The following is an 18,676-nucleotide window of genomic DNA, read 5'->3' on the forward strand; positions in this document are numbered from 1 at the left end:
CCTTCCGCGCCATTCTTGGCACCATTCAGCAACCGCCTGTTTCGCGGGCGAAGGGGTTCCCCACGGGAGCCGGAAAGCCACGGGTTTCGAGTTATGAAGTTTCGCAAGGTAGGCGTGATCGGCGCTGGCCAGATGGGCAACGGTATCGCGCATGTCTGCGCGCTGGCAGGCTACGAGGTCGCGCTTTACGACGTTTCGCACGACCGCATCGAAGCCGGGCTCGCGACCATCGACGGCAACATGTCCCGGCAGGTCTCGAGCGAACGCATCACCGTCGAGCAGCGCGATGCGGCACTCGAACGGCTCAATGGCGCGCAAAGCATGGAAAGCTTCGACGACGCCGACATCGTGATCGAGTCGGCGACCGAGAACGAAGAAGTGAAGCGCAAGATCTTCGCCGAACTTTGCCCTCACCTGCGCGAGGACGCGCTGATCGCGACCAACACCTCCTCGATCTCGATTACGCGGCTTGCCGCCTCGACCGACCGGCCCGAACGCTTCATGGGCATGCACTTCATGAATCCGGTACCGGTGATGGAACTCGTCGAGCTGGTGCGCGGCATCGCGACCGACGACACGACCTTCAACCTGATCCAGGGCTTCGCCGGATCGCTGGGCAAGAAGGTGGCGAATGCCGAAGACTTCCCGGCCTTCATCGTGAACCGCATCCTGCTGCCGATGATCAACGAAGCGGTCTATACGCTTTACGAGGGCGTGGGCTCGGTCGAAAGCATCGACAAGGCGATGAAGCTCGGCGCGAACCATCCGATGGGGCCGCTGCAGCTTGCCGACTTCATCGGCCTCGATACCTGTCTGTCGATCATGCAGGTGCTCTATGACGGGCTCGCGGATTCCAAATACCGGCCCTGCCCGCTGCTCGTGAAATATGTCGAGGCGGGCTGGCTCGGCCGCAAGACGCAGCGCGGCTTCTACGACTATCGCGGCGAGAAGCCCGTTCCCACCCGCTAGGGCCCACGCGCCAAGCCCCGGCGGCAGACCGGAAGCGTTTCGCCCCAGAAACGAGTTGCTGGCGAAACATTAACCCCGGCCATGCAAGATGCCTTTCAAATGCACCTTGAAGTGCATGCGAAGGGACGGAAATGGGCAACAGTTTCGAGCGCGGCGAACGCGCACGGAAGATCACCAACGAACCGGAATTCATCGACGCGCCCGATCACCCCTCGGTGCGCGAACTCGCGGCCTATTTCGAGCGCAAGCGCGGCAGCCGCGAATTGATGGACCGCGCGGATATCGACCCGGTCGAGATCGCGCGCTTCATGCCGAACATGATCATTACCGAGGCTGTCGACGGCGGCAGGGATTTCCGCACGCGGCTCTTCGGCACGGCGCTTGTCGAGCTTCTGGGCGAGGAACGGACGGGCAAGCTTCTCTCGGAATTCGCGGAGGAGAGCGCCGCCTATTCCAGCCGCAACCCGGGTTCGGTGCAGCAGCGCTGGACCTACATCACGCAGAAAGCGTTTTTCGGCCGCAAGCCCGTCTTCGTGAAAGTGCCCTTCGCGGCCTCGGAGCGCCTGTATCTCATCGGGCACTGCCTCTCGGTCCCGATGACGGCGGGCGGCAGCGAACCCGTCCAGGTCATCGGCGCCATGTTCGTGGCAAGGGCGGATCAGTCCGGCGGATAATTGACGGGCGTCCCGAGAGGCGTATCCTGCCCGGCTTCGCGACAAGCGAAGCGCCTGGGGAGGAGCTTCGCCATGTCCGCAACACCATCGAACGATCCCATTACCGCAAATCTCGCACGCTGGGAGGAGCAGGTCGGCATTCATGTCGGCTCGGACTTCTACCGCGTGAAGGAATTCCTTGCGGGCGAGACGAGCCTCGATCCGCTGATCCTCGACGAACTGGGCGACGTGGCGGGGAAGCGGCTGCTTCACCTGCAATGCCATTTCGGCCTCGACACGCTGTCGCTCGCACGCAAGGGGGCGGCCGTGACAGGGCTCGATTTTTCACCGAAGGCCATTGCGGCGGCGGAGGCGCTCGCGGCACAAGCGAAGCTGCCGGCGCGCTTCATCTGCGCGAGGGTGGACGAAGCGGCGCAGAGAGCCGGCACCGGCTACGACATGGTCTTTGCGAGCTGGGGCGTTCTCATGTGGCTGCCGGACTTGCGCATCTGGGCGAAAAACATCGCCGACTGCCTCAAACCCGGCGGCACCTTCTATCTCGCGGAAGGCCATCCGATGCTTTGGATTTTCGACGACGAGGCGGAGACGGCGGACGGCAACTACCATGCGGTGCGCCCCTATTTTCTCGAGGGGCCACAGCGATGGGAGAACGCGCATGATTATGCCGAGCCGTCGGTTTCACTCACACATCTCGAAAGCCACGAATGGCAGCACACGCTGGGCGAGGTGGTGACGGCGCTGGCCGAGGCCGGGCTTCGGATCGACTTTCTCCACGAACATGACCGGCTCGTCTGGCAGGGGCTTCCCTGCCTCGTGAGAGAGGGCCGTTATTTTGTGGCCCCGGAAGGAGGCCCGCGCCTGCCGCTCAGCTATTCGGTGCGGGCGCGTAAAGCCTGAGGGCCTCCTCGATGAAGGCCTTGGCATCCTCGCTCGCCCAGGGCGCGGGGCCGACCATGCGGCCGATTTCCTCGCCCTGCGGAGAGATGAGGAGCGTCGTGGGCAGCCCGAAGGCGCCGAGCGTGAAATTGGCCCTGGCCGCCGGGTCGATATAGAAGCCGAGGCTCTTTGCCCCGACTTTTTCGAGGAAATCGCGGGCGAGAGCCTGCCCCTCCCGGTCTACGCTGATCGCGACGACCTCGAAACGGTCGCTGCCGAGCTCTGCCTGAAGCCGGTCGAGCTCGGGCATTTCCTCGCGGCAGGGGCCGCACCAGGTGGCCCAAAGGTTGAGAAGGACGAGCTTCCCCCGGAAATGGCCGAGGTCGAGCTTCTCACCGGAAGCGCCCTCGAAGGCGAAATCCGGCACCGGCACGGGCGTGGGTCTGGGCTTGAAATTGGCGACCTCGCCGCGCGCCGCGGCATCGAGGGCGGCCGAGGCCGCGCTGGCAGGCGCCCCGTCCGGGTTGCCGCCCCCCTGTCCGATCAAGTATACCGCCCCGGCGATCAAAAACGCCAAGGCGGCCAGAACGGCAATTGTCTTCGGCTTCAGCACATCCATTCGATACTCTTCTACCGTTTCAGTTTCGGGCCGGACGCCGCACCGGAAGATGGCCCCGGAGAACAACATGAGCAACAAGATGTGGGGCGGCCGCTTCGGCGAGGGCCCCGACCGGATCATGGAGGAGATCAACGCCTCCATCGGCTTCGACCAGCGCTTCTTCGCCCAGGACATCGAGGGCTCGAAGGCGCATGCGGCCATGTTGGCGGAAACGGGAATTATCTCAAAGGCGGATGCCGATCAAATTATCGCGGGTCTCGACGCGGTGCTGGCCGAAATCGAGGGGGACAAGTTCGAATTCCGCCGCGACCTCGAAGACATCCACATGAATGTGGAAGCGCGGCTTGCCGACCTCATCGGCGCGGCGGCGGGAAGGCTCCACACCGCCCGCTCGCGCAACGACCAGGTGGCGACCGACTTCAAGCTCTATATCCGCGATACGATCGATCATCTCGACGGCCAGCTCCGCGACTTGCAGGAAGCGCTGCTGACGCGCGCCGAAGAGCACGCCGCCACCATCATGCCGGGTTTCACCCATCTCCAGACGGCGCAGCCCGTGACCTTCGGGCATCATTGCCTGGCTTACGTCGAGATGGCGGCGCGGGACCGGGGACGGCTTGCCGATGCGAGGAAGCGCCTCAACGAATGTCCGCTGGGCGCGGCAGCGCTCGCCGGCACCTCGTTTCCCATCGACCGCAAGAAGACGGCGAAGGCGCTGCGCTTCGACGCGCCCACGCGCAATTCGCTCGACAGCGTATCCGACCGCGACTTCGTGCTCGAAACGCTCGCCGCCGCCTCGATCGCGGCAACGCATCTGACACGGCTCGCCGAGGAGATCGTGATCTGGTCGACGCCGGGCTTCGACTTCGTGCGCCTGCCGGACAGCTTCACCACCGGCTCCTCGATCATGCCGCAGAAACGCAACCCCGACGCCGCCGAACTCGTGCGTGCGAAGGCGGGCCGCGTGATCGGCGCACTGACCTCGCTCCTCATCGTGATGAAGGGCCTGCCGCTCGCCTATTCGAAGGACATGCAGGAAGACAAGGAGGCGGCTTTCGATGCGCTCGACGCGCTGTCGCTGTCGCTTGCCGCGATGACCGGCATGGTGAGGACGCTCACCGTCAACGAAAAGGCGATGCGGGCGGCGGCATCGCGCGGCTTCTCGACGGCGACGGATCTGGCCGACTGGCTGGTGCGGACCTTGAACCTCCCCTTCCGGCAGGCCCATCACGTGACGGGCGCGCTGGTGGCAAAGGCCGAGAAGAAGGGCGTCGACCTCGACGGGCTTTCGCTCGACGACATGCACGAGGTGGAGCCGGGCATCACGGATGAGGTATATTCCGTGCTCGGCGTCGACAATTCGGTGGCGAGCCGGACGAGCTTCGGCGGCACATCGCCGGAGAATGTGCGCGCCGCAGCCAAATGGTGGCGCGAGGAACTCGGTCGCGAAAGCAGCCGGCAAGCGGGGAAAAGCGAATGAACCAACGCACGATCATGACGGCGCTGCTCGGCCTCGCGCTTGCCGCGACGCTGTCGGCCTGCGGGCGCAAGGGCGACCTCGAGCTGCCCGAAGGCGCCAAACCGCAGCCGCAGGCCGCAAGCCGCGGGCCCTCGCTCGAGGAAGTGCTGGGCAACAACCCGCCTGTCGACGCCGAACCGCTCGACGAGGAAATGGACGATATCGCACCGCGCCGCCGCGCCTCCGACTACTGACGCGAGCCTCGCAAAGCGCGCGCACCGGAAACCGACATGCACCACTTCGATTATCGCGGCGGCGTTCTCCACGCCGAGGACGTCGCGATCCCCGACATTGCCGCGGCGATCGGCACGCCCTTCTATTGCTATTCGAGCGCGACGCTGGAGCGGCATTACCGCGTTTTCGCGGATGCCTTCACGGGCCAGCCCGCACGCGTCTGCTATTCGGTGAAGGCAAATTCGAACCTCGCCGTCGTGGCGACGCTGGCGCGGCAGGGCGCGGGCGCGGACGTCGTTTCGGAAGGCGAACTCCGCCGCGCGCTCGCGGCCGGCATTCCCGCGGCGAAGATCGTCTTTTCGGGTGTCGGCAAGACGGAAAGCGAAATGAGCTTCGCGCTCGAAACGGGGATCGACCAGTTCAACGTCGAATCCGAACCCGAACTCGAACTCCTCTCGCAGCTTGCATCGGCCCGCGGCCTGACCGCGCGCGTCGCGATCCGCGTGAACCCCGATGTCGACGCAAAGACGCATGAAAAGATCGCGACCGGCAAGGCCGAGAACAAGTTCGGCATCTCCTGGCAGCGCGCACCATCCGTCTATGATCGTGCACGGGAGCTGCCCGGCATCGAGGCGAGCGGCATCGACGTTCATATCGGCAGCCAGTTGACCGACCTCGCACCTTTCGGAGCAGCCTTCAGCCGCGTCGCGGCAATGGTCGAGGAACTGCGCGCGCGCGGCCACGACATCCGTCACATCGATCTCGGCGGCGGCCTCGGCATTCCCTATCGCGGCGACAACGACGTGCCGCCGCACCCGGACGAATACGCCGCCATGGTGAAGCGGACGATGGGCCATCTCGGCTGCTCGCTCACCTTCGAGCCGGGCCGCCTCATCGCGGGCAATGCGGGCATTCTCGTCTCGCGCGTGATCTATGAAAAGCGCGGCGACGGCCGCAACTTCCTCATCCTCGACGCGGCGATGAACGATCTCATTCGCCCGACGCTCTACGACGCCTGGCACGAGATCAAGGCGGTCGCCGAGCCCCGCGACGGCGCCGAGACCACGCTCTACGACGTGGTGGGACCGGTCTGCGAAACGGGCGATTTCTTCGCCAAGGGCCGAGAGCTTCCGCGGCTGAAGAGCGGCGACCTCGTTGCCATCATGTCGGCCGGCGCCTATGGCGCCGTGCAGGCCTCGACCTACAACACGAGGCCCCTCGTCCCCGAAGTCATGGTGCGGGGCGATGTTTTCGCCGAAGTCCGCGCGCGCCCCAGTTATGACGCAATGCTGAAACAGGATATCATCCCGTCCTGGCTTGATTAGGCACGGCCCCAGAGCCCGGAGCAGCGTGCAGCAATTGAGGGCAGAAGGCTTGACCGGCCCGGGAGACGATACACCGGCAGGAAGACGGGAGAACCCGCGCGGCACGAAACTGCCGCCGCGCGTCGAACGGCGCGTGCGCATCTCGCGCGCGCTTCTCTTCTGGGAAGAACTCCTGCCCGCGATCTGGCCTGCCGCCGCCATTGCCGGGCTCTTCGCGGCGCTCGCTCTTTTCGGCCTCTTTGCGAACCTGCCGCTGCCGCTCCACTGGGCGCTGCTTGCGGGCACGGGCGCGCTCATCGTCTGGCTGCTGTGGCAGGGCTTTCGCGGCTTCAGCTGGCCGGGCCGCGACGAGGCGCTGCGCCATCTCGAAAGATCCTCCGGCCTCGCCCATGCGCCGCTGTCGGCCTATGAGGATGTGGCAGCCGAGAACACCGGCGATCCGGCGCTCTGGGCGGCGCATCGCCGCTGGGTATCGGAACGGATGGCGAGGCTGCGGATCGGCCTGCCCCTGTCCGTCCTTGCGCTGCGCGATCCCTATGCGTTGCGGGCGGCCGTGGCGCTCCTTCTGGTCGTCGGCATCGCGGGAACGGGCGCGGGCCGCCTCGACCGGCTGAGCGATGCGCTGCTTCCGGGCGCGGCAGGTGCGCGCATGGCCAACATCGAAGCCTGGATCACGCCGCCCGGCTATACCGGAAAGCCGCCGCTCTATCTCGAGCGCAAGACCGAGGGAACGGCCGAACACGCGAATGTCGAAGCGCCTGAAGGAAGCAGGCTGTCGATCCGCGTCCACGGTTTGAAGAACCCGCCCGTTCTCGAGAGCCATGGAGGCGGGCGCAAGCCGCCGCAACCGCTCGAAACCGTGAGCGCCGACAATTATTCGATCGATGCAACGCTCGAAGAGACGGCGGAGATGGCACTGACGGAAGGCGGGCGCATGATCCGCGCCTGGACCATCGGCGTGACGCCGGACGAGAACCCCGAGATCGCATTGACGAAGCCGATTTCGCGCGCCGCCTCCGGTGCGCTCCGTTTCAACTACCGCGTGAAGGACGATTACGGTGTTGCCGGCGCCGAAGCGCTGATCGCGCTCGACCGGACGGGCCTGCCGGCGCAGGACCCTGCCATCGATGTGCCGCAGCCCCGCGTGACGGCACCCGATGTGCGCCTCAGCCTTCCGGGCAGCCGACCCCGCGATGGCGAGGGAGAAACCTTCGCCGAACTCACCGCGCATCCATGGGCGGGGCTTGCCGTGACGATCACGCTGGTTGCGGCCGACGACCTGAAGCAGCAGGGGGAAGCCGAACCCGTCTCGATGATCCTGCCCGCGCGCGAGTTCACAGACCCGCTCGCCCGCGCCATCGTCGAACAGCGCCGCCGCCTCGCGCTCGATCCGCGTTCGGGGGCAAGCGTTGCGCGCTTCATCGACAATTTCACCCAGGACGCCGACCGCTATATCGAGGACAAGGTGGTCTATCTCTCGCTCCGCGCGGCCTATTGGCGCTTGACGGAGGCGACACGCGACACCGACCTCACGGGCATTTTCGATCTGCTCTGGTCCGTTGCGCTGCGCATCGAGGACGGCGACCTCTCGCTTGCCGAGGGCGATCTGCGCGACGCGCGCAAGGCGCTCGCCGACGCCTTGGCCAAGGGCGCCGGCAATGAAGAAATCGACCGGCTGATGGAGGCGCTGAAGGACGCCTTCAGCCGCTACATGGAAGCGGTCGCCAAGTTGCAGCCCGCCGAGGATACGCTGCTGCTGAGCGAGTTTCCCGACAGCGAAGCGCAGACCATCGAACGCGGCGAACTCGAAGCCATGATGGAGGCGATCGGCGAACTTGCGCAGAGCGGCGCGCGCGAACAGGCGCAGGCGATGCTCGACCGGCTCCAGTCGATCCTGGAGAACCTGCAGATGCCGGGCGAACACGGCCCGACGCCCCCCGGCGACAAGGCAATGGCGCAGGCCATCGACGATCTCGGCCAGATGATCGGCAAGCAGCGCGACCTGATGGACCGCACCTTCCGCGAACTTGAACTTCTGCGTCTCGACCCGGAGGCCGGCAAGAAGCTCGGCCTCGACACCGGCGAAGACCCGCTTGAAGAGCTTTCCGAAGAACAGGAGAAGCTCAAGGAGGAGTTCGACAAGATCCTCAGCCTGCTGAAGGAAAAAGGAGCCGAACCGCCCGAGGCGCTTCTCGAAGCCGGCCAGGCAATGGAGGATGCGAAGGACCGGCTCCTTGCCGGCCGCGCGGATCGCGCCACCGGTTCGCAGGGGCAAGCGATCCAGAGCATGCAGAAGGGTGCACAGGCGCTCGCCGACAAGCTGATGCAGAACGGCACCGCAAAGGGCTCGGCGCAAAGCTCGTCGGGAAAGGATCCCTTCGGACGGCCCACGCGTGGAAGCCCGTCAGACAGGAACAGCACAGCCGTTCCCGACCAGATCGACACGCAGCGCGCGCAGCGGATTTTGAAGGAGTTGCGGGAGCGTGCGATGGAACTCGGCCGCCCGCAGATCGAGCTCGACTATCTCGACCGGCTGCTGAAACGGTTTTAGGAACCTGTCTGCAGGCCCTTGAGTCCCGAACCGTTATGGCCTGCTTTATGCGGGTCATGACGGCCTTTTAGATACCTCGACGGAAAATCTACTCATCGAAAAAATACTTCATGCACCTTCGAGCACGGCCTGAATGCGCGTGACGAGTTCGTCGAGCGTGAAAGGCTTGAGCAGAATATCGTGGATGATGGCGTCGAGCCCATGCGCGCGTTCGCGCTGGTCGGAGTAACCCGTCATCAGCATGATCCGGAGCGAGGGCGCATCGCGCGCGGCAAGAAGCGCGAGAGATACACCGTCCATCACCGGCATCAGAATATCCGTCAGCAGAAGATCGTGCGGCCGCCCCGCCTGCCGCGCTTGCGCCAGCGCTTCGAGCGCCTCGCTGCCATCGCCCACGCTTCCGACCTCGTGGCCGGCGCCCTGAAGGGCCCGCGTTATGAAGCTGCGAACGGAGGGTTCGTCTTCGGCGACGAGAATGCGTGCCATGCCATCACCGCTCGATATAGCCGACGAAAGGAAGCTGCCTGTAGGCATGGGCGACATCCATGCCATAGCCGACGACGAAACGGTCCGGGCATTCGAAGCCCACGAAATCCGCCTTCGCATCGACGGCAAGCTTGCCCGGCTTGTCGAGGAGCACGCAGGTCATGACCCGCTGCGCGCCGCGCGCGGCCATGAGGTCTTTCGCGAAGGCGAGCGTGCGCCCCGATTCGAGAATGTCGTCGACGATGAGGACGTCGCGGCCGGCAATCGCGGCTTCCGTGTCGCGCACGATGGTGACTTCGCCGAGCGAGCGCGTGCCCTTGCCGTAGCTCGACAGCGTGATGAAATCCATATCGGGTTCCGCGCCCGCCTCGTGCAGCGCGCGCAGAAGATCGGCGGCGAAAATGAAACTGCCCTTGAGGATCGGCACGATGAGCGGCTCTGGCCCGATGGCGCGCACGATATCGGCGGCGAGTGCGCGGACGCGCACCTCGATCTCTTTTGCCGAGTAGAGCACCGAAATCTGGGCGCCCCTCGGCGCGAGCCTGCTCATTTCTATTCCGCAGCCGCAGCGGGCGGCGCATCCGGCAGGTCGACCGGCACGTCGCCGGACGGGGTATCGGGCAAAGGTTCTGCCTCCTCTTCCGGCGCGTCCACAGGCTCGGCGGAAGCGAGATCGGCCCCTTGCGCGAAACGGATTTCGATGTCGCGCGCCTCGGGCGGCGGGCTCGACAGCCGCGTGACGAAGGAAGCCGCCTCATCCGGCGGCAGGACACGTTCGGAAAGCGCGAAGGTCCAGTGATAGAGTTCCTTCTGCGTCTCATCGAGAAGACCAACGCGAAGCCGCGGCAGCGCAACGCTCTTGCCCGCGACATTCACCACCTCGCCTTTCACGGCGAGCACAGGCAGACCGCCTTCGGTCTGCCGTTCATAGGCGACGTTGCGGAATTCGAGACCGCGCAGATTGATCTCCTCGCCCGCCGCCGCGTAGAGCTTCGTCGTTGCCGGCCAGTAGGCCGCAACCTCGTTTCGATAGATCCAGCCGCCGGCAAGCGTCCCGGCAAGGAAAAGACAGAGAACCGCCCATCCCGCCGCACTCAGCATCCGGCCACGGCGCATGTTCGCCGCGCGGCGAACCTCCGCCCGGAAGCGGTTGCCGATATCGGCAACCTTCCCCGTCTTCGCCGCTGGAGCGGCGGGCGCCGGCGTTTCGGCATCGGCGAAGACGACATCGTCCTCTTCGGCGGGCGTGGCGGCGGGTTTTGCCGGTTCCGCCGGAGCGGACGGCTTTTCGCCGAAGATCTTCTTGCGGATGGGCGTGATCGTCGCGGCGGCGGGCTCTTCCCCGGAAGGCGGCGGCATGTCGCCCGCGCTCTCGGAGGGCGGCGACTGATGCCAGCTATGACCGCATTTCGCGCAGCGGACCTTGCGGCCCGACGGCGCGAAGGACGCGGCATCGACCGGGTAGCGCGCGGAGCAGGACGGACAGTGAATGATCATCCGGGGCAAAAGTCTCAAACGGGACGCGAAAAAAGCTCCTCTCCCGAGGCCCCTGGAAAGGGGTGCGCGGGCGAAGCTCCGACTGAGCCTATTGAAAGATCGCGCATGGTTAAAGGCGCGTTAAGATATCGCGGTCATCCGCCCTTTTTTCGCGGAAAAGTGCGGGTTCCGCAAGGCAGCGCCTGCATCGGACGGGGCGTTCCATGATACCGTCGAGCCATGATTCGCTTTGAGAATGTGGGCATGCGCTACGGCATGGGACCGGAGGTGCTGCGCGATGTGAGTTTCCACCTCGCGCCGGCCTCCTTCCACTTTCTGACGGGCCCTTCGGGCGCGGGCAAAACCTCGCTGCTGAAGCTCATGTTTCTCGCGACAAGACCCTCGCGCGGCCTCATCACCATGTTCGGCCAGGACATCGCAACTCTGCCGCGCGCGGAGCTGCCGCCGCTCAGGCGGCGGATCGGCGTCGTCTTCCAGGAATTCCGCCTGCTCGACCACCTGACGACCTATGAGAACGTGGCGCTGCCGCTGAAAATTCAGGGAAAGCGCGAAAAGGACTACCGCGCCGATGTGGAAGAGCTTCTCGCCTGGGTGGGGCTCGGCGACCGCATGAATGCGACGCCGCCGACGCTTTCGGGCGGCGAGAAGCAGCGCGCCGCGATCGCGCGCGCCGTGGTCGCGCAGCCCGAAGTGCTGCTCGCCGACGAGCCGACCGGCAATGTGGACCCCGAGATGGGCCAGCGCCTGCTCCGGCTTTTCGTGGAACTGAACCGGCTCGGCACCAGCGTGCTGATCGCGACGCATGACCGCGCGCTGGTCGAGAGCGCGGGGGCGCCCGAACTCGTGCTCAGGGACGGGAGGCTCACCATCCGTGGCTGATCCGCTCAGAAGCGCCGACAAGGCGCCCACCTTTCACGACGAGGAGCGCGGGCCCGCAGGCGCGCTCGCGGCCATGCTCGTCGAGACGCGCAGCGTGATGCCGGCAGCGGGCGCGACCGGCATGTCGCTCATGCTCGCCATCGCCGCCATGTGCTTCCTTGCGAGCCTCGCGCTCGGCGCCGCGCTTTCGGTCGGCGGCAAGGCGCGCGAATGGACGAACGATCTCTCGGGCTCGCTCACCGTGGAAATCAAACCTTCGCGCGAGATGGAGCCGGAGGAACAGGTGGACGCCGTGATGACCGTGCTGGCCAGGACACCCGGCATCGCGACGGCAACGCCGCTCACCTTTGACGATACGGCCGCCCTGCTCGAACCCTGGCTCGGCGGCGAAGTGCTGGCGGGCGACCTGCCGCTGCCACGGCTGATCGACATCACCGTCGACCGCGCATCGCCGCCCGACATGGCGGCGCTCGCCATCGACATCGCCGCGGCTGCACCCGGCGCCGCACTCGACACGCACCGGCAGTGGCGAAGCGAGATCGTCAACGCCGCCCGCTCCGCCGAATGGCTTTCCTATGGCGTGCTTGCACTGGTCGCGGCGACGACCATCGCCATCGTCGTCTTCGCCACACGCGCCGGTCTTTCCGCCAACCGCGATGTCGTGGAAGTGCTGCATTTGATCGGCGCGCGCGACGGCTTCATCGCCTCGGAAGTGCAGCGCCACTTCCTGCATCTGGGCTTTCGCGGCGGGCTGATCGGCGCGGGCGCGGGCGCCGCCGCCTTTCTCGCTCTCGGCCTCGCGGGCGCGGCGGGAAATCTCTATCTCGTCTCCGCATCGGGCATCGGGCCGGAATACCTCCCCGCCCTCATCCTCATTCCCTTCGCAGCCGCACTCGTTGCCGTCGCGACGGCGCGGATAACCGTCTTCCAGACACTCGAACGCATGCTCTGAGGCCGATTGCCGCGCTTTACCTGGACCCTTCGAACCATATCATGTGCGCCCGCTCCGCATGTTAGGATGCGGGCAGACGATTTCGCGCGGCGGAGACCGGCTCCGCCCGAACCCGGAGACGGACATGGCGGCTGGCGGCACGCGGGGGCAGAGAACGGGATGGCGCCTCCTGCGCGTCGCCGTGGGCCTCGCCGCGCTCATCGCCGCCGCCTATGTCGGAGGCTTCTTCCTTTTCACCGCCGAACTCGACCGCACGCCGCCCACCGACATGCAGGCCGCGGATGGCATCGTCGCGCTAACGGGTGGACCCGACCGCATCACTGCCGCCTATCGGCTCCTCGAAGAGGGCAAGGGCGCGCGGCTTCTCATTACCGGCGTTCACCCCGATGTCGATGCAAGGTCGCTGAAGGGAATCGTGCCCGGCGAGGCCTCGAAGTTCGACTGCTGCGTCGATGTCGGTCACAGGGCGGAAAACACGATCGGCAATGCCGACGAGGCGGCGGAATGGGTGCGGCAGAGGGACTACCGCTCGATCATTCTGGTGACGAGCACCTATCACCTGCCGCGCGCGACGCTCGAACTCGGCCGCGCCATGCCCGATGTCGAGATCAGGCCTTACCCCGTCTTCCAGGACACGCTTCATCTCGACGGCTGGTGGGCCTATCCCGGCACGACCCGCCTGCTCATCTCCGAATACACGAAATATCTGCTGACGCTGAGCTTCGGCGGTCAGTCGTCGATGTCGTCCTGACCGGCGCAGGAAGGAAACACCGCCTTGCTCTTTCTCCGCTCCACCGCCTTCAACCTGACCTTCTATGCCCTCTCCGTGGTGATCGTCATTGCCGCGACGCCCTGCTTCCTGCTGCCGCGCCGCTGCACGCTCGCCGCGATGACGGGCTGGTCGCACATGACGCTCTGGCTGCTGCGCGTCCTTGCGGGCACGACCTATGAAGTGCGGGGCAAGCTGCCGCAAGGCGGCGTGCTCGTCGCCTCGAAACACCAGTCCATGTGGGACACGATCGTGATGACCGCGATCCTGAAGGACCCGGCCATGGTGCTGAAGCGCGAGCTGCTCTGGATCCCCTTCTATGGCTGGTACGCGATGAAAACGCGGATGATCGCCATCGACCGCGGCTCGGGCTCCAAGGCGATCCGCCGCCTCGTCTCGCAGGGCAAGACCGCCATCGCCGGCGGCCGTCCCATCGTGATCTTTCCGGAAGGCACGCGCGCGGCGCCGGGCTCGAAACTCGACTACAAGCCGGGCGTGGCCGCGCTCTACCGCCAGCTCGGCGTCGACTGCGTGCCCGCGGCCGTCAATTCGGGCGTTTTCTGGGGCCGGCGCGGCTTCACGCGGAAACCCGGCACCATCGTGATCGAGTTCCTGGAGCCCATTCCCGCCGGCCTCGACCGCAAGAGCTTCATGGAAACGCTCGAAACGCGGATCGAATCCGCCGCCTCCCGCCTCGTCGCAGAGGCGCGCGGCGCCTGAGCCCTGTGGAAAACACCGGCGCCTGCCCCTGTGAAAAGCGGGGAAATCTGGAATCTTTTAATCAAAACAACCATATAGTTTGGGCCAGACAGGGAACTCTTTGTAGACAAAACATGAACTTGCTTGTCGCCCGAACCCCGCTAGGCTCCACCTCATGAAAGCCATCGCCGAACAGATCTGGGATATGAAATACCGCCTCCACGGGGAGGACGGGACGCCGCTCGACCTGACGGTGGAGGACACCTGGGACCGGGTAGCTAAGGCGCTGGCCGAGGCCGAGACGCCCGAAACGCGCGAGGCATGGGAAGCGCGCTTCCGCGAGGCGATGGAAGGCTACCGCTTCCTCCCCGCCGGCCGCATTCTCGCGGGCGCGGGCACGGGCCGCGACGTGACGCTCTTCAACTGCTTCGTGATGGGCAATGTTCCCGACACGATGGAAGGCATTTTCGAGAACCTGAAGGAAGCCGCGCTGACCATGCAGCAGGGCGGCGGCATCGGCTACGACTTCTCGACGCTGCGCCCGAAAGGCGCGCCGGTGATGGGCGTGGGCGCGGATGCCTCCGGTCCGCTCTCCTTCATGGATGTGTGGGACGCGATGTGCCGCACCATCATGTCGGCGGGCTCGCGGCGCGGCGCCATGATGGCGACGATGCGCTGCGACCACCCCGACATCGAGGCCTTTATCGAGGCGAAGCAGGAGCCCGGCCGCCTCACCATGTTCAACCTCTCGGTGCTCGCGACCGATCCCTTCATGGAAGCGGTGAAGCGCGACGGCGACTGGGAACTGACCTTCGGCGGCAGAGTCTACAAGACGCTCAAGGCACGCGCGCTCTGGGACCGCATCATCGCGGCGACCTATGCCTATGCGGAGCCGGGCGTCATCTTCATCGACCGCATCAACAAGCGGAACAATCTCTATTACGCCGAAGAAATCCACGCGACGAACCCCTGCGGCGAGCAGCCGCTGCCGCCTTACGGCGCCTGCCTTCTCGGTTCGATCAATCTCGCCGCGCTGGTGAAGGAGCCTTTCACGGGCGATGCGCATGTCGACGAGAAGGAACTCGCCGAGCTCGTCCGTGTGGCCGTGCGGGCGATGGACAATGTGATCGATGTGTCGCGCTTTCCGCTTGCCGAACAGCGCCACGAGGCACAGGCGAAACGGCGCATCGGCCTCGGCGTGACGGGGCTCGCCGACGCGCTCATCATGTGCCGCGCGCGCTATGGTTCCGACGCCTCGATCAAACTGATCCGCACATGGATGAAGGCGCTGTCGCGGGCGGCCTATCTCGCTTCCGTCGATATCGCGAAGGAGAAGGGCCCCTTCCCGCTTTTCGTGGCCGACGCCTATCTCGCGGGCGAAACGGTGGCCGGGCTCGACAGGGACGTTCGCGAGGCGATCGCCGAACACGGCATCCGCAACGCGCTCGTCACCTCCATCGCACCGACCGGCACGATCTCGCTCTTTGCGGGCAATGTCTCGTCGGGCATCGAGCCTGTCTTCGCCTATGCCTATACGCGGAAGGTCCTGATGCCGGATGGCACGCGGCGCGAGGAGAAAGTGCGCGACTTCGCGGTCGAGCGCTACCGCGAGACATTCGGCACGGAAGCGGCGCTGCCCGACTATTTCGTCAACGCGCAGGAACTGACGCCGTCTGAGCACATCGCCGTGCAGGCGGCGGTGCAGGACTTCATCGACAGCTCGATCTCGAAGACGATCAACGTGCCCGCCGAAATTTCCTTCGAGGATTTCAAGAGCGTCTACATGGACGCCTATGAAAAGGGCCTCAAGGGCTGCACGACCTACCGCCCGAGCGAGGTGCGCGGTTCCGTTCTCTCGCTGGAGGAAGCGCCGGTCGTGGCGCAACCGGCGGAACAGCCCGCGCTGCCGCTTGCCGCGCCGGAAGCGCATCACGAGCGCTTCGAGAGGGACGGCGTCGTCTACATGTCGAAGCCGCTGGAGCGCGAAACCGTGCTACCGGGCTTCACCTACAAGCTGCAATGGCCCGAAAGCGATCACGCGATCTACATCACCATCAACGACATCGTTCAAGACGGGCGGCGGCGGCCCTTCGAGATCTTCATCAACTCGAAGAACATGGAGCACTACGCCTGGACCGTGGCGCTGACGCGGATGATCTCCGCCGTCTTCCGGCGCGGCGGCGACGTGACCTTCGTGGTGGAAGAACTGAAGGCCGTGTTCGATCCGCGCGGCGGCTCCTGGATGAAGGGCCGCTACGTGCCGAGCCTCCTTGCCGCCATCGGCGAGGTGATCGAGCAGCACATGATCGACACCGGCTTCATCGCGGGCAAGAACGAGAAGCCACTGACGGAAGCGCTGCGCGCGGTCGCGGGCGATCCTCCCTCGCAGGGAAACCCCGCCGTGACCTCGCTCAAGGGCTGCCCGCGCTGCGGCGAGCGCGGCATGGTCAAGCAGGAGGGCTGCGAAACCTGCGCCTCCTGCGGCTATTCGAAGTGCAGTTGAGTTCGGCCCGATCATGCGCGGCTTCATCCATCATATCGACCTGACGGTGACGGACCCCTGGGCATCGGCGCCCTTCTACGATGCGGTGCTCGGCCATATGGGCTATCGCCGCTGGTCGGAAGACGCGCACGGCATAGACTGGGAGCATGCCTCTTCGAAGGACCGCCTACCGAGCATCGGCATCTTCAAGGCGCGAGGGCCGAACGCAGGCCGCGGCCATGACCGCTATTCGCCGGGGCTCCACCACATCGCCTGGATCGCGGAAAGTCGCGAGGATGTCGACCGGCTGCACGCGCTCCTGATCGAAATCGGTGCGGCGGTCCTCGATCCGCCCGCCGACTATCCTGAATATGGCGAGGGCTACTACGCCGTCATGTTCGCCGATCCGGACGGACTGAAACTCGAATTCGTCTACGAACCGCGAAAATGACGTCCGCCCCCGGCGAGCGGAGAGGCGGCGACTCGTCTATTCTCCTCTTATGAAGAAATTCGAAATCCGCAACGCCGAGGCGCGCCGCCTTTTCCTCGACAGCCATGCGTTGAGCCTCGACAGGACAGAGGCACATGGCGAAAGCGAAACGCTCGGCCTCGTGCGGAAACTCGGCTTCGTCCAGCTCGATTCGATCAACACGGTCGAGCGCGCCCACCACATGATCCTTTTCTCCCGCGCGCCGGGCTACCGGCGCGAGCATCTGGGCGCACTCCATCACGATCACGGGGCGCTTTTCGAGCACTGGACGCATGACGCGTCTCTCATCCCGATCGAATTCTATCCGCATTGGCGTCACCGCTTTCGTGCCGCGAAGGCGAGGATCGCGGCAAACCCGCGCTGGCAGGAACGCATCGGCGGAGAGGGCGAAAAGGTGCTGCGCAATGTGCGGGCGCGGCTGCGGCGCGAGGGAGCGCTGATGGCGCGCGACTTCGAGGACAAGGGGGCCGGCGGCTGGTGGGGATGGGGACCGTCGAAGACCGCACTCGAAACGCTGTGGCGGACAGGCGAAGTCGCCATCGCCAGACGCGAAGGCTTCGAGAAGGTCTACGACCTCGCATCGCGCGTGATCCCCGATGAGATGCGCAATGCGCGTCCGAGCGAGGCGGCATCGACCGACTGGGCTTGCCGCGAAGCCCTCGACCGGCTGGGGATCGCGACGCCGCAGGAGATCGCGGGGTTCTGGGGCCTCGTCTCCATCGCGCAAGCGAAGGCCTGGGCCCTGCGCGCGCTGAAGCGAAAGGAAATCGTCGAGGTGACGGTGGAAGGCGTGGACGGCGACTGGCGCCCCGCCCTCGCGCCCGCCGATATCGAGGAGCGCCTTTCCGCTGCCGCACCGGCGCCCGGCGAAATGCGTTTCCTCTCGCCTTTCGACCCCGCGATCCGCGACCGCAAGCGCGCCATGCGCCTTTTCGGTTTCGACTATCGCATCGAGGTCTTCGTGCCGGAGAAGAAGAGGCAATACGGCTATTACGTTCTGCCGCTGATCGCGGGCGACCGCTTCGTGGGCCGCGCCGATGTGAAGGCGCATCGCGCCGAGGGCCGTATCGAAATGAAGGGGCTCTGGCTCGAACCCGGCGTGAAGCAGACGAAAGCCCGGGAGAAGGACATCCGCACGGCGCTCGAAGAACTCGGCCGCTTCACCGGGACGCCCGCTATCGACGCAGACGCTGCTCTACAGCGCGCCAGAGCCGGGTGAGTCCTTCGTCGGAAAGCCCCGCCTCGTCGAGATGACGCACCGTGCTCTCGAGATAGTCCGGATTCTTTCCCGAACGCCCCTCCCCTTCTGCGATAAGGCGCACCTGGGTTTCGAAATCGATGCGGCCCGCATATTGCTCATGCGCACGGTCGACGACGAAGCAGAGCGCCTCGACGCGGGAACCGTCATCGACGAGCTCCACCGGTTTCATAATATCGCGATAGACGAGCGTGACCTGCTCGCGCGCCTGCAGATAGCGCCGCACGTCCTCGGCGCGGCGGGCCTCGACACGGAAGGCGACGCCACGGCAGGCGCCGCCCGCATCGAGCCCGAAAACAAGGCCCGGTTTTTCCGGTGTGCCACGATGGACATGGCTGTAGACGCAGAAGGCGCGGTGATAGCCGCGCAGGCGCGCGGGGCGCCGCTCCTCATACTCGAAACCCGGCCGCCACATGAGCGACCCATATCCAAAAACCCACAAATCCTGCATGCTGAC

General features: G+C 65.6%; 19 protein-coding genes. 14 read left to right on the forward strand and 5 right to left on the reverse strand.

What is annotated here, in order from left to right; all coding sequences use genetic code 11:
* The first annotated feature begins 93 nt into the window (after positions 1-93).
* The 3 genes from ACKUUH_RS04190 to ACKUUH_RS04200 all read left to right on the forward strand — a co-directional run bounded on the left by ACKUUH_RS04190 (position 94) and on the right by ACKUUH_RS04200 (position 2,540).
* The gene (locus ACKUUH_RS04190) at positions 94-969 is read left to right on the forward strand and encodes a 3-hydroxybutyryl-CoA dehydrogenase (protein ID WP_407948606.1); all 876 of its coding nucleotides are present in this window, start codon (positions 94-96) and stop codon (positions 967-969) included.
* A gap of 131 nt (positions 970-1,100) precedes the next feature.
* Positions 1,101-1,643, forward strand: coding sequence for a PAS domain-containing protein (locus ACKUUH_RS04195; protein ID WP_407948607.1), 543 nt, complete (start codon positions 1,101-1,103; stop codon positions 1,641-1,643).
* 72 nt (positions 1,644-1,715) lie between these two features.
* Positions 1,716-2,540, forward strand: coding sequence for a class I SAM-dependent methyltransferase (locus ACKUUH_RS04200; protein WP_407948608.1), 825 nt, complete (start codon positions 1,716-1,718; stop codon positions 2,538-2,540).
* Here ACKUUH_RS04200 and ACKUUH_RS04205 read toward each other — a convergent pair.
* Positions 2,509-3,066: a TlpA family protein disulfide reductase gene (locus tag ACKUUH_RS04205; RefSeq protein ID WP_407948609.1), complete on the reverse strand. Its 558-nt coding sequence runs from the start codon at positions 3,064-3,066 to the stop codon at positions 2,509-2,511. The two genes, ACKUUH_RS04200 and ACKUUH_RS04205, sit on opposite strands and share 32 nt — an antisense overlap.
* A gap of 139 nt (positions 3,067-3,205) precedes the next feature.
* Between ACKUUH_RS04205 and argH the strand changes: the two genes are divergently transcribed.
* From argH to ACKUUH_RS04225, 4 genes are read left to right on the forward strand one after another with little or no spacing between them, the layout of a single operon-like run.
* Positions 3,206-4,618 (forward strand): argininosuccinate lyase, encoded by a 1,413-nt coding sequence (argH, locus tag ACKUUH_RS04210; protein ID WP_407948610.1) that lies wholly within the window; start codon positions 3,206-3,208, stop codon positions 4,616-4,618.
* Positions 4,615-4,851 carry an LPS translocon maturation chaperone LptM gene (gene lptM / locus ACKUUH_RS04215; RefSeq protein WP_407948611.1) on the forward strand — a complete coding sequence of 79 codons (237 nt, stop codon included), beginning with the start codon at positions 4,615-4,617 and terminating at the stop codon, positions 4,849-4,851. The genes argH and lptM overlap by 4 nt, the downstream gene beginning before the upstream one ends.
* Before the next feature lie 36 nt (positions 4,852-4,887).
* Positions 4,888-6,156, forward strand: coding sequence for a diaminopimelate decarboxylase (gene lysA, locus ACKUUH_RS04220; protein ID WP_407948612.1), 1,269 nt, complete (start codon positions 4,888-4,890; stop codon positions 6,154-6,156).
* 49 nt (positions 6,157-6,205) lie between these two features.
* The gene (locus tag ACKUUH_RS04225) at positions 6,206-8,707 is read left to right on the forward strand and encodes a TIGR02302 family protein (RefSeq protein ID WP_407948613.1); all 2,502 of its coding nucleotides are present in this window, start codon (positions 6,206-6,208) and stop codon (positions 8,705-8,707) included.
* A gap of 108 nt (positions 8,708-8,815) precedes the next feature.
* On the opposite strand, the gene ACKUUH_RS04230 is transcribed toward ACKUUH_RS04225, so the two are convergent.
* The 3 genes from ACKUUH_RS04230 to ACKUUH_RS04240 are packed head-to-tail and all read right to left on the reverse strand — an operon-like array spanning position 8,816 to position 10,690.
* The gene (locus ACKUUH_RS04230) at positions 8,816-9,193 is read right to left on the reverse strand and encodes a response regulator (RefSeq protein ID WP_407948614.1); all 378 of its coding nucleotides are present in this window, start codon (positions 9,191-9,193) and stop codon (positions 8,816-8,818) included.
* A gap of 4 nt (positions 9,194-9,197) precedes the next feature.
* Positions 9,198-9,743, reverse strand: coding sequence for a hypoxanthine phosphoribosyltransferase (hpt, locus tag ACKUUH_RS04235; protein ID WP_407948615.1), 546 nt, complete (start codon positions 9,741-9,743; stop codon positions 9,198-9,200).
* 2 nt (positions 9,744-9,745) lie between these two features.
* Positions 9,746-10,690: a DUF3426 domain-containing protein gene (locus ACKUUH_RS04240; RefSeq protein ID WP_407948616.1), complete on the reverse strand. Its 945-nt coding sequence runs from the start codon at positions 10,688-10,690 to the stop codon at positions 9,746-9,748.
* Positions 10,691-10,909: 219 nt separating this feature from the next.
* Here ACKUUH_RS04240 and ftsE point away from each other — a divergent pair, with 219 nt between their 5' ends.
* The 7 genes from ftsE to ACKUUH_RS04275 all read left to right on the forward strand — a co-directional run bounded on the left by ftsE (position 10,910) and on the right by ACKUUH_RS04275 (position 18,180).
* Positions 10,910-11,569, forward strand: a complete 660-nt coding sequence (gene ftsE, locus ACKUUH_RS04245; protein WP_407948617.1) for a cell division ATP-binding protein FtsE — start codon at positions 10,910-10,912, stop codon at positions 11,567-11,569.
* A complete protein-coding gene (locus tag ACKUUH_RS04250; RefSeq protein WP_407948618.1) occupies positions 11,562-12,521 on the forward strand; it encodes a cell division protein FtsX in 960 nt (319 codons plus the stop codon). The genes ftsE and ACKUUH_RS04250 overlap by 8 nt, the downstream gene beginning before the upstream one ends.
* 124 nt (positions 12,522-12,645) lie before the next feature.
* Complete coding sequence (locus ACKUUH_RS04255; RefSeq protein ID WP_407948619.1) at positions 12,646-13,272, forward strand: YdcF family protein; 627 nt, start codon at positions 12,646-12,648, stop codon at positions 13,270-13,272.
* 24 nt (positions 13,273-13,296) lie between these two features.
* Positions 13,297-14,010: a lysophospholipid acyltransferase family protein gene (locus ACKUUH_RS04260; RefSeq protein ID WP_407948620.1), complete on the forward strand. Its 714-nt coding sequence runs from the start codon at positions 13,297-13,299 to the stop codon at positions 14,008-14,010.
* A gap of 154 nt (positions 14,011-14,164) precedes the next feature.
* Positions 14,165-16,492: an adenosylcobalamin-dependent ribonucleoside-diphosphate reductase gene (locus ACKUUH_RS04265; protein ID WP_407948621.1), complete on the forward strand. Its 2,328-nt coding sequence runs from the start codon at positions 14,165-14,167 to the stop codon at positions 16,490-16,492.
* A 13-nt stretch (positions 16,493-16,505) separates the two neighbouring features.
* Positions 16,506-16,922, forward strand: coding sequence for a VOC family protein (locus ACKUUH_RS04270; protein ID WP_407948622.1), 417 nt, complete (start codon positions 16,506-16,508; stop codon positions 16,920-16,922).
* 49 nt (positions 16,923-16,971) lie between these two features.
* On the forward strand, positions 16,972-18,180 hold the full coding sequence (locus ACKUUH_RS04275) for a winged helix-turn-helix domain-containing protein (RefSeq protein ID WP_407948623.1): 1,209 nt from the start codon (positions 16,972-16,974) through the stop codon (positions 18,178-18,180).
* On the opposite strand, the gene ACKUUH_RS04280 is transcribed toward ACKUUH_RS04275, so the two are convergent.
* Complete coding sequence (locus ACKUUH_RS04280) at positions 18,137-18,670, reverse strand: gamma-glutamylcyclotransferase (protein ID WP_407948624.1); 534 nt, start codon at positions 18,668-18,670, stop codon at positions 18,137-18,139. The two genes, ACKUUH_RS04275 and ACKUUH_RS04280, sit on opposite strands and share 44 nt — an antisense overlap.
* Positions 18,671-18,676 lie beyond the last annotated feature (6 nt).

The sequence above is a fragment of the Parvibaculum sp. genome, assembly GCF_045863935.1.
Taxonomy (GTDB): Bacteria; Pseudomonadota; Alphaproteobacteria; order Parvibaculales; family Parvibaculaceae; genus Parvibaculum.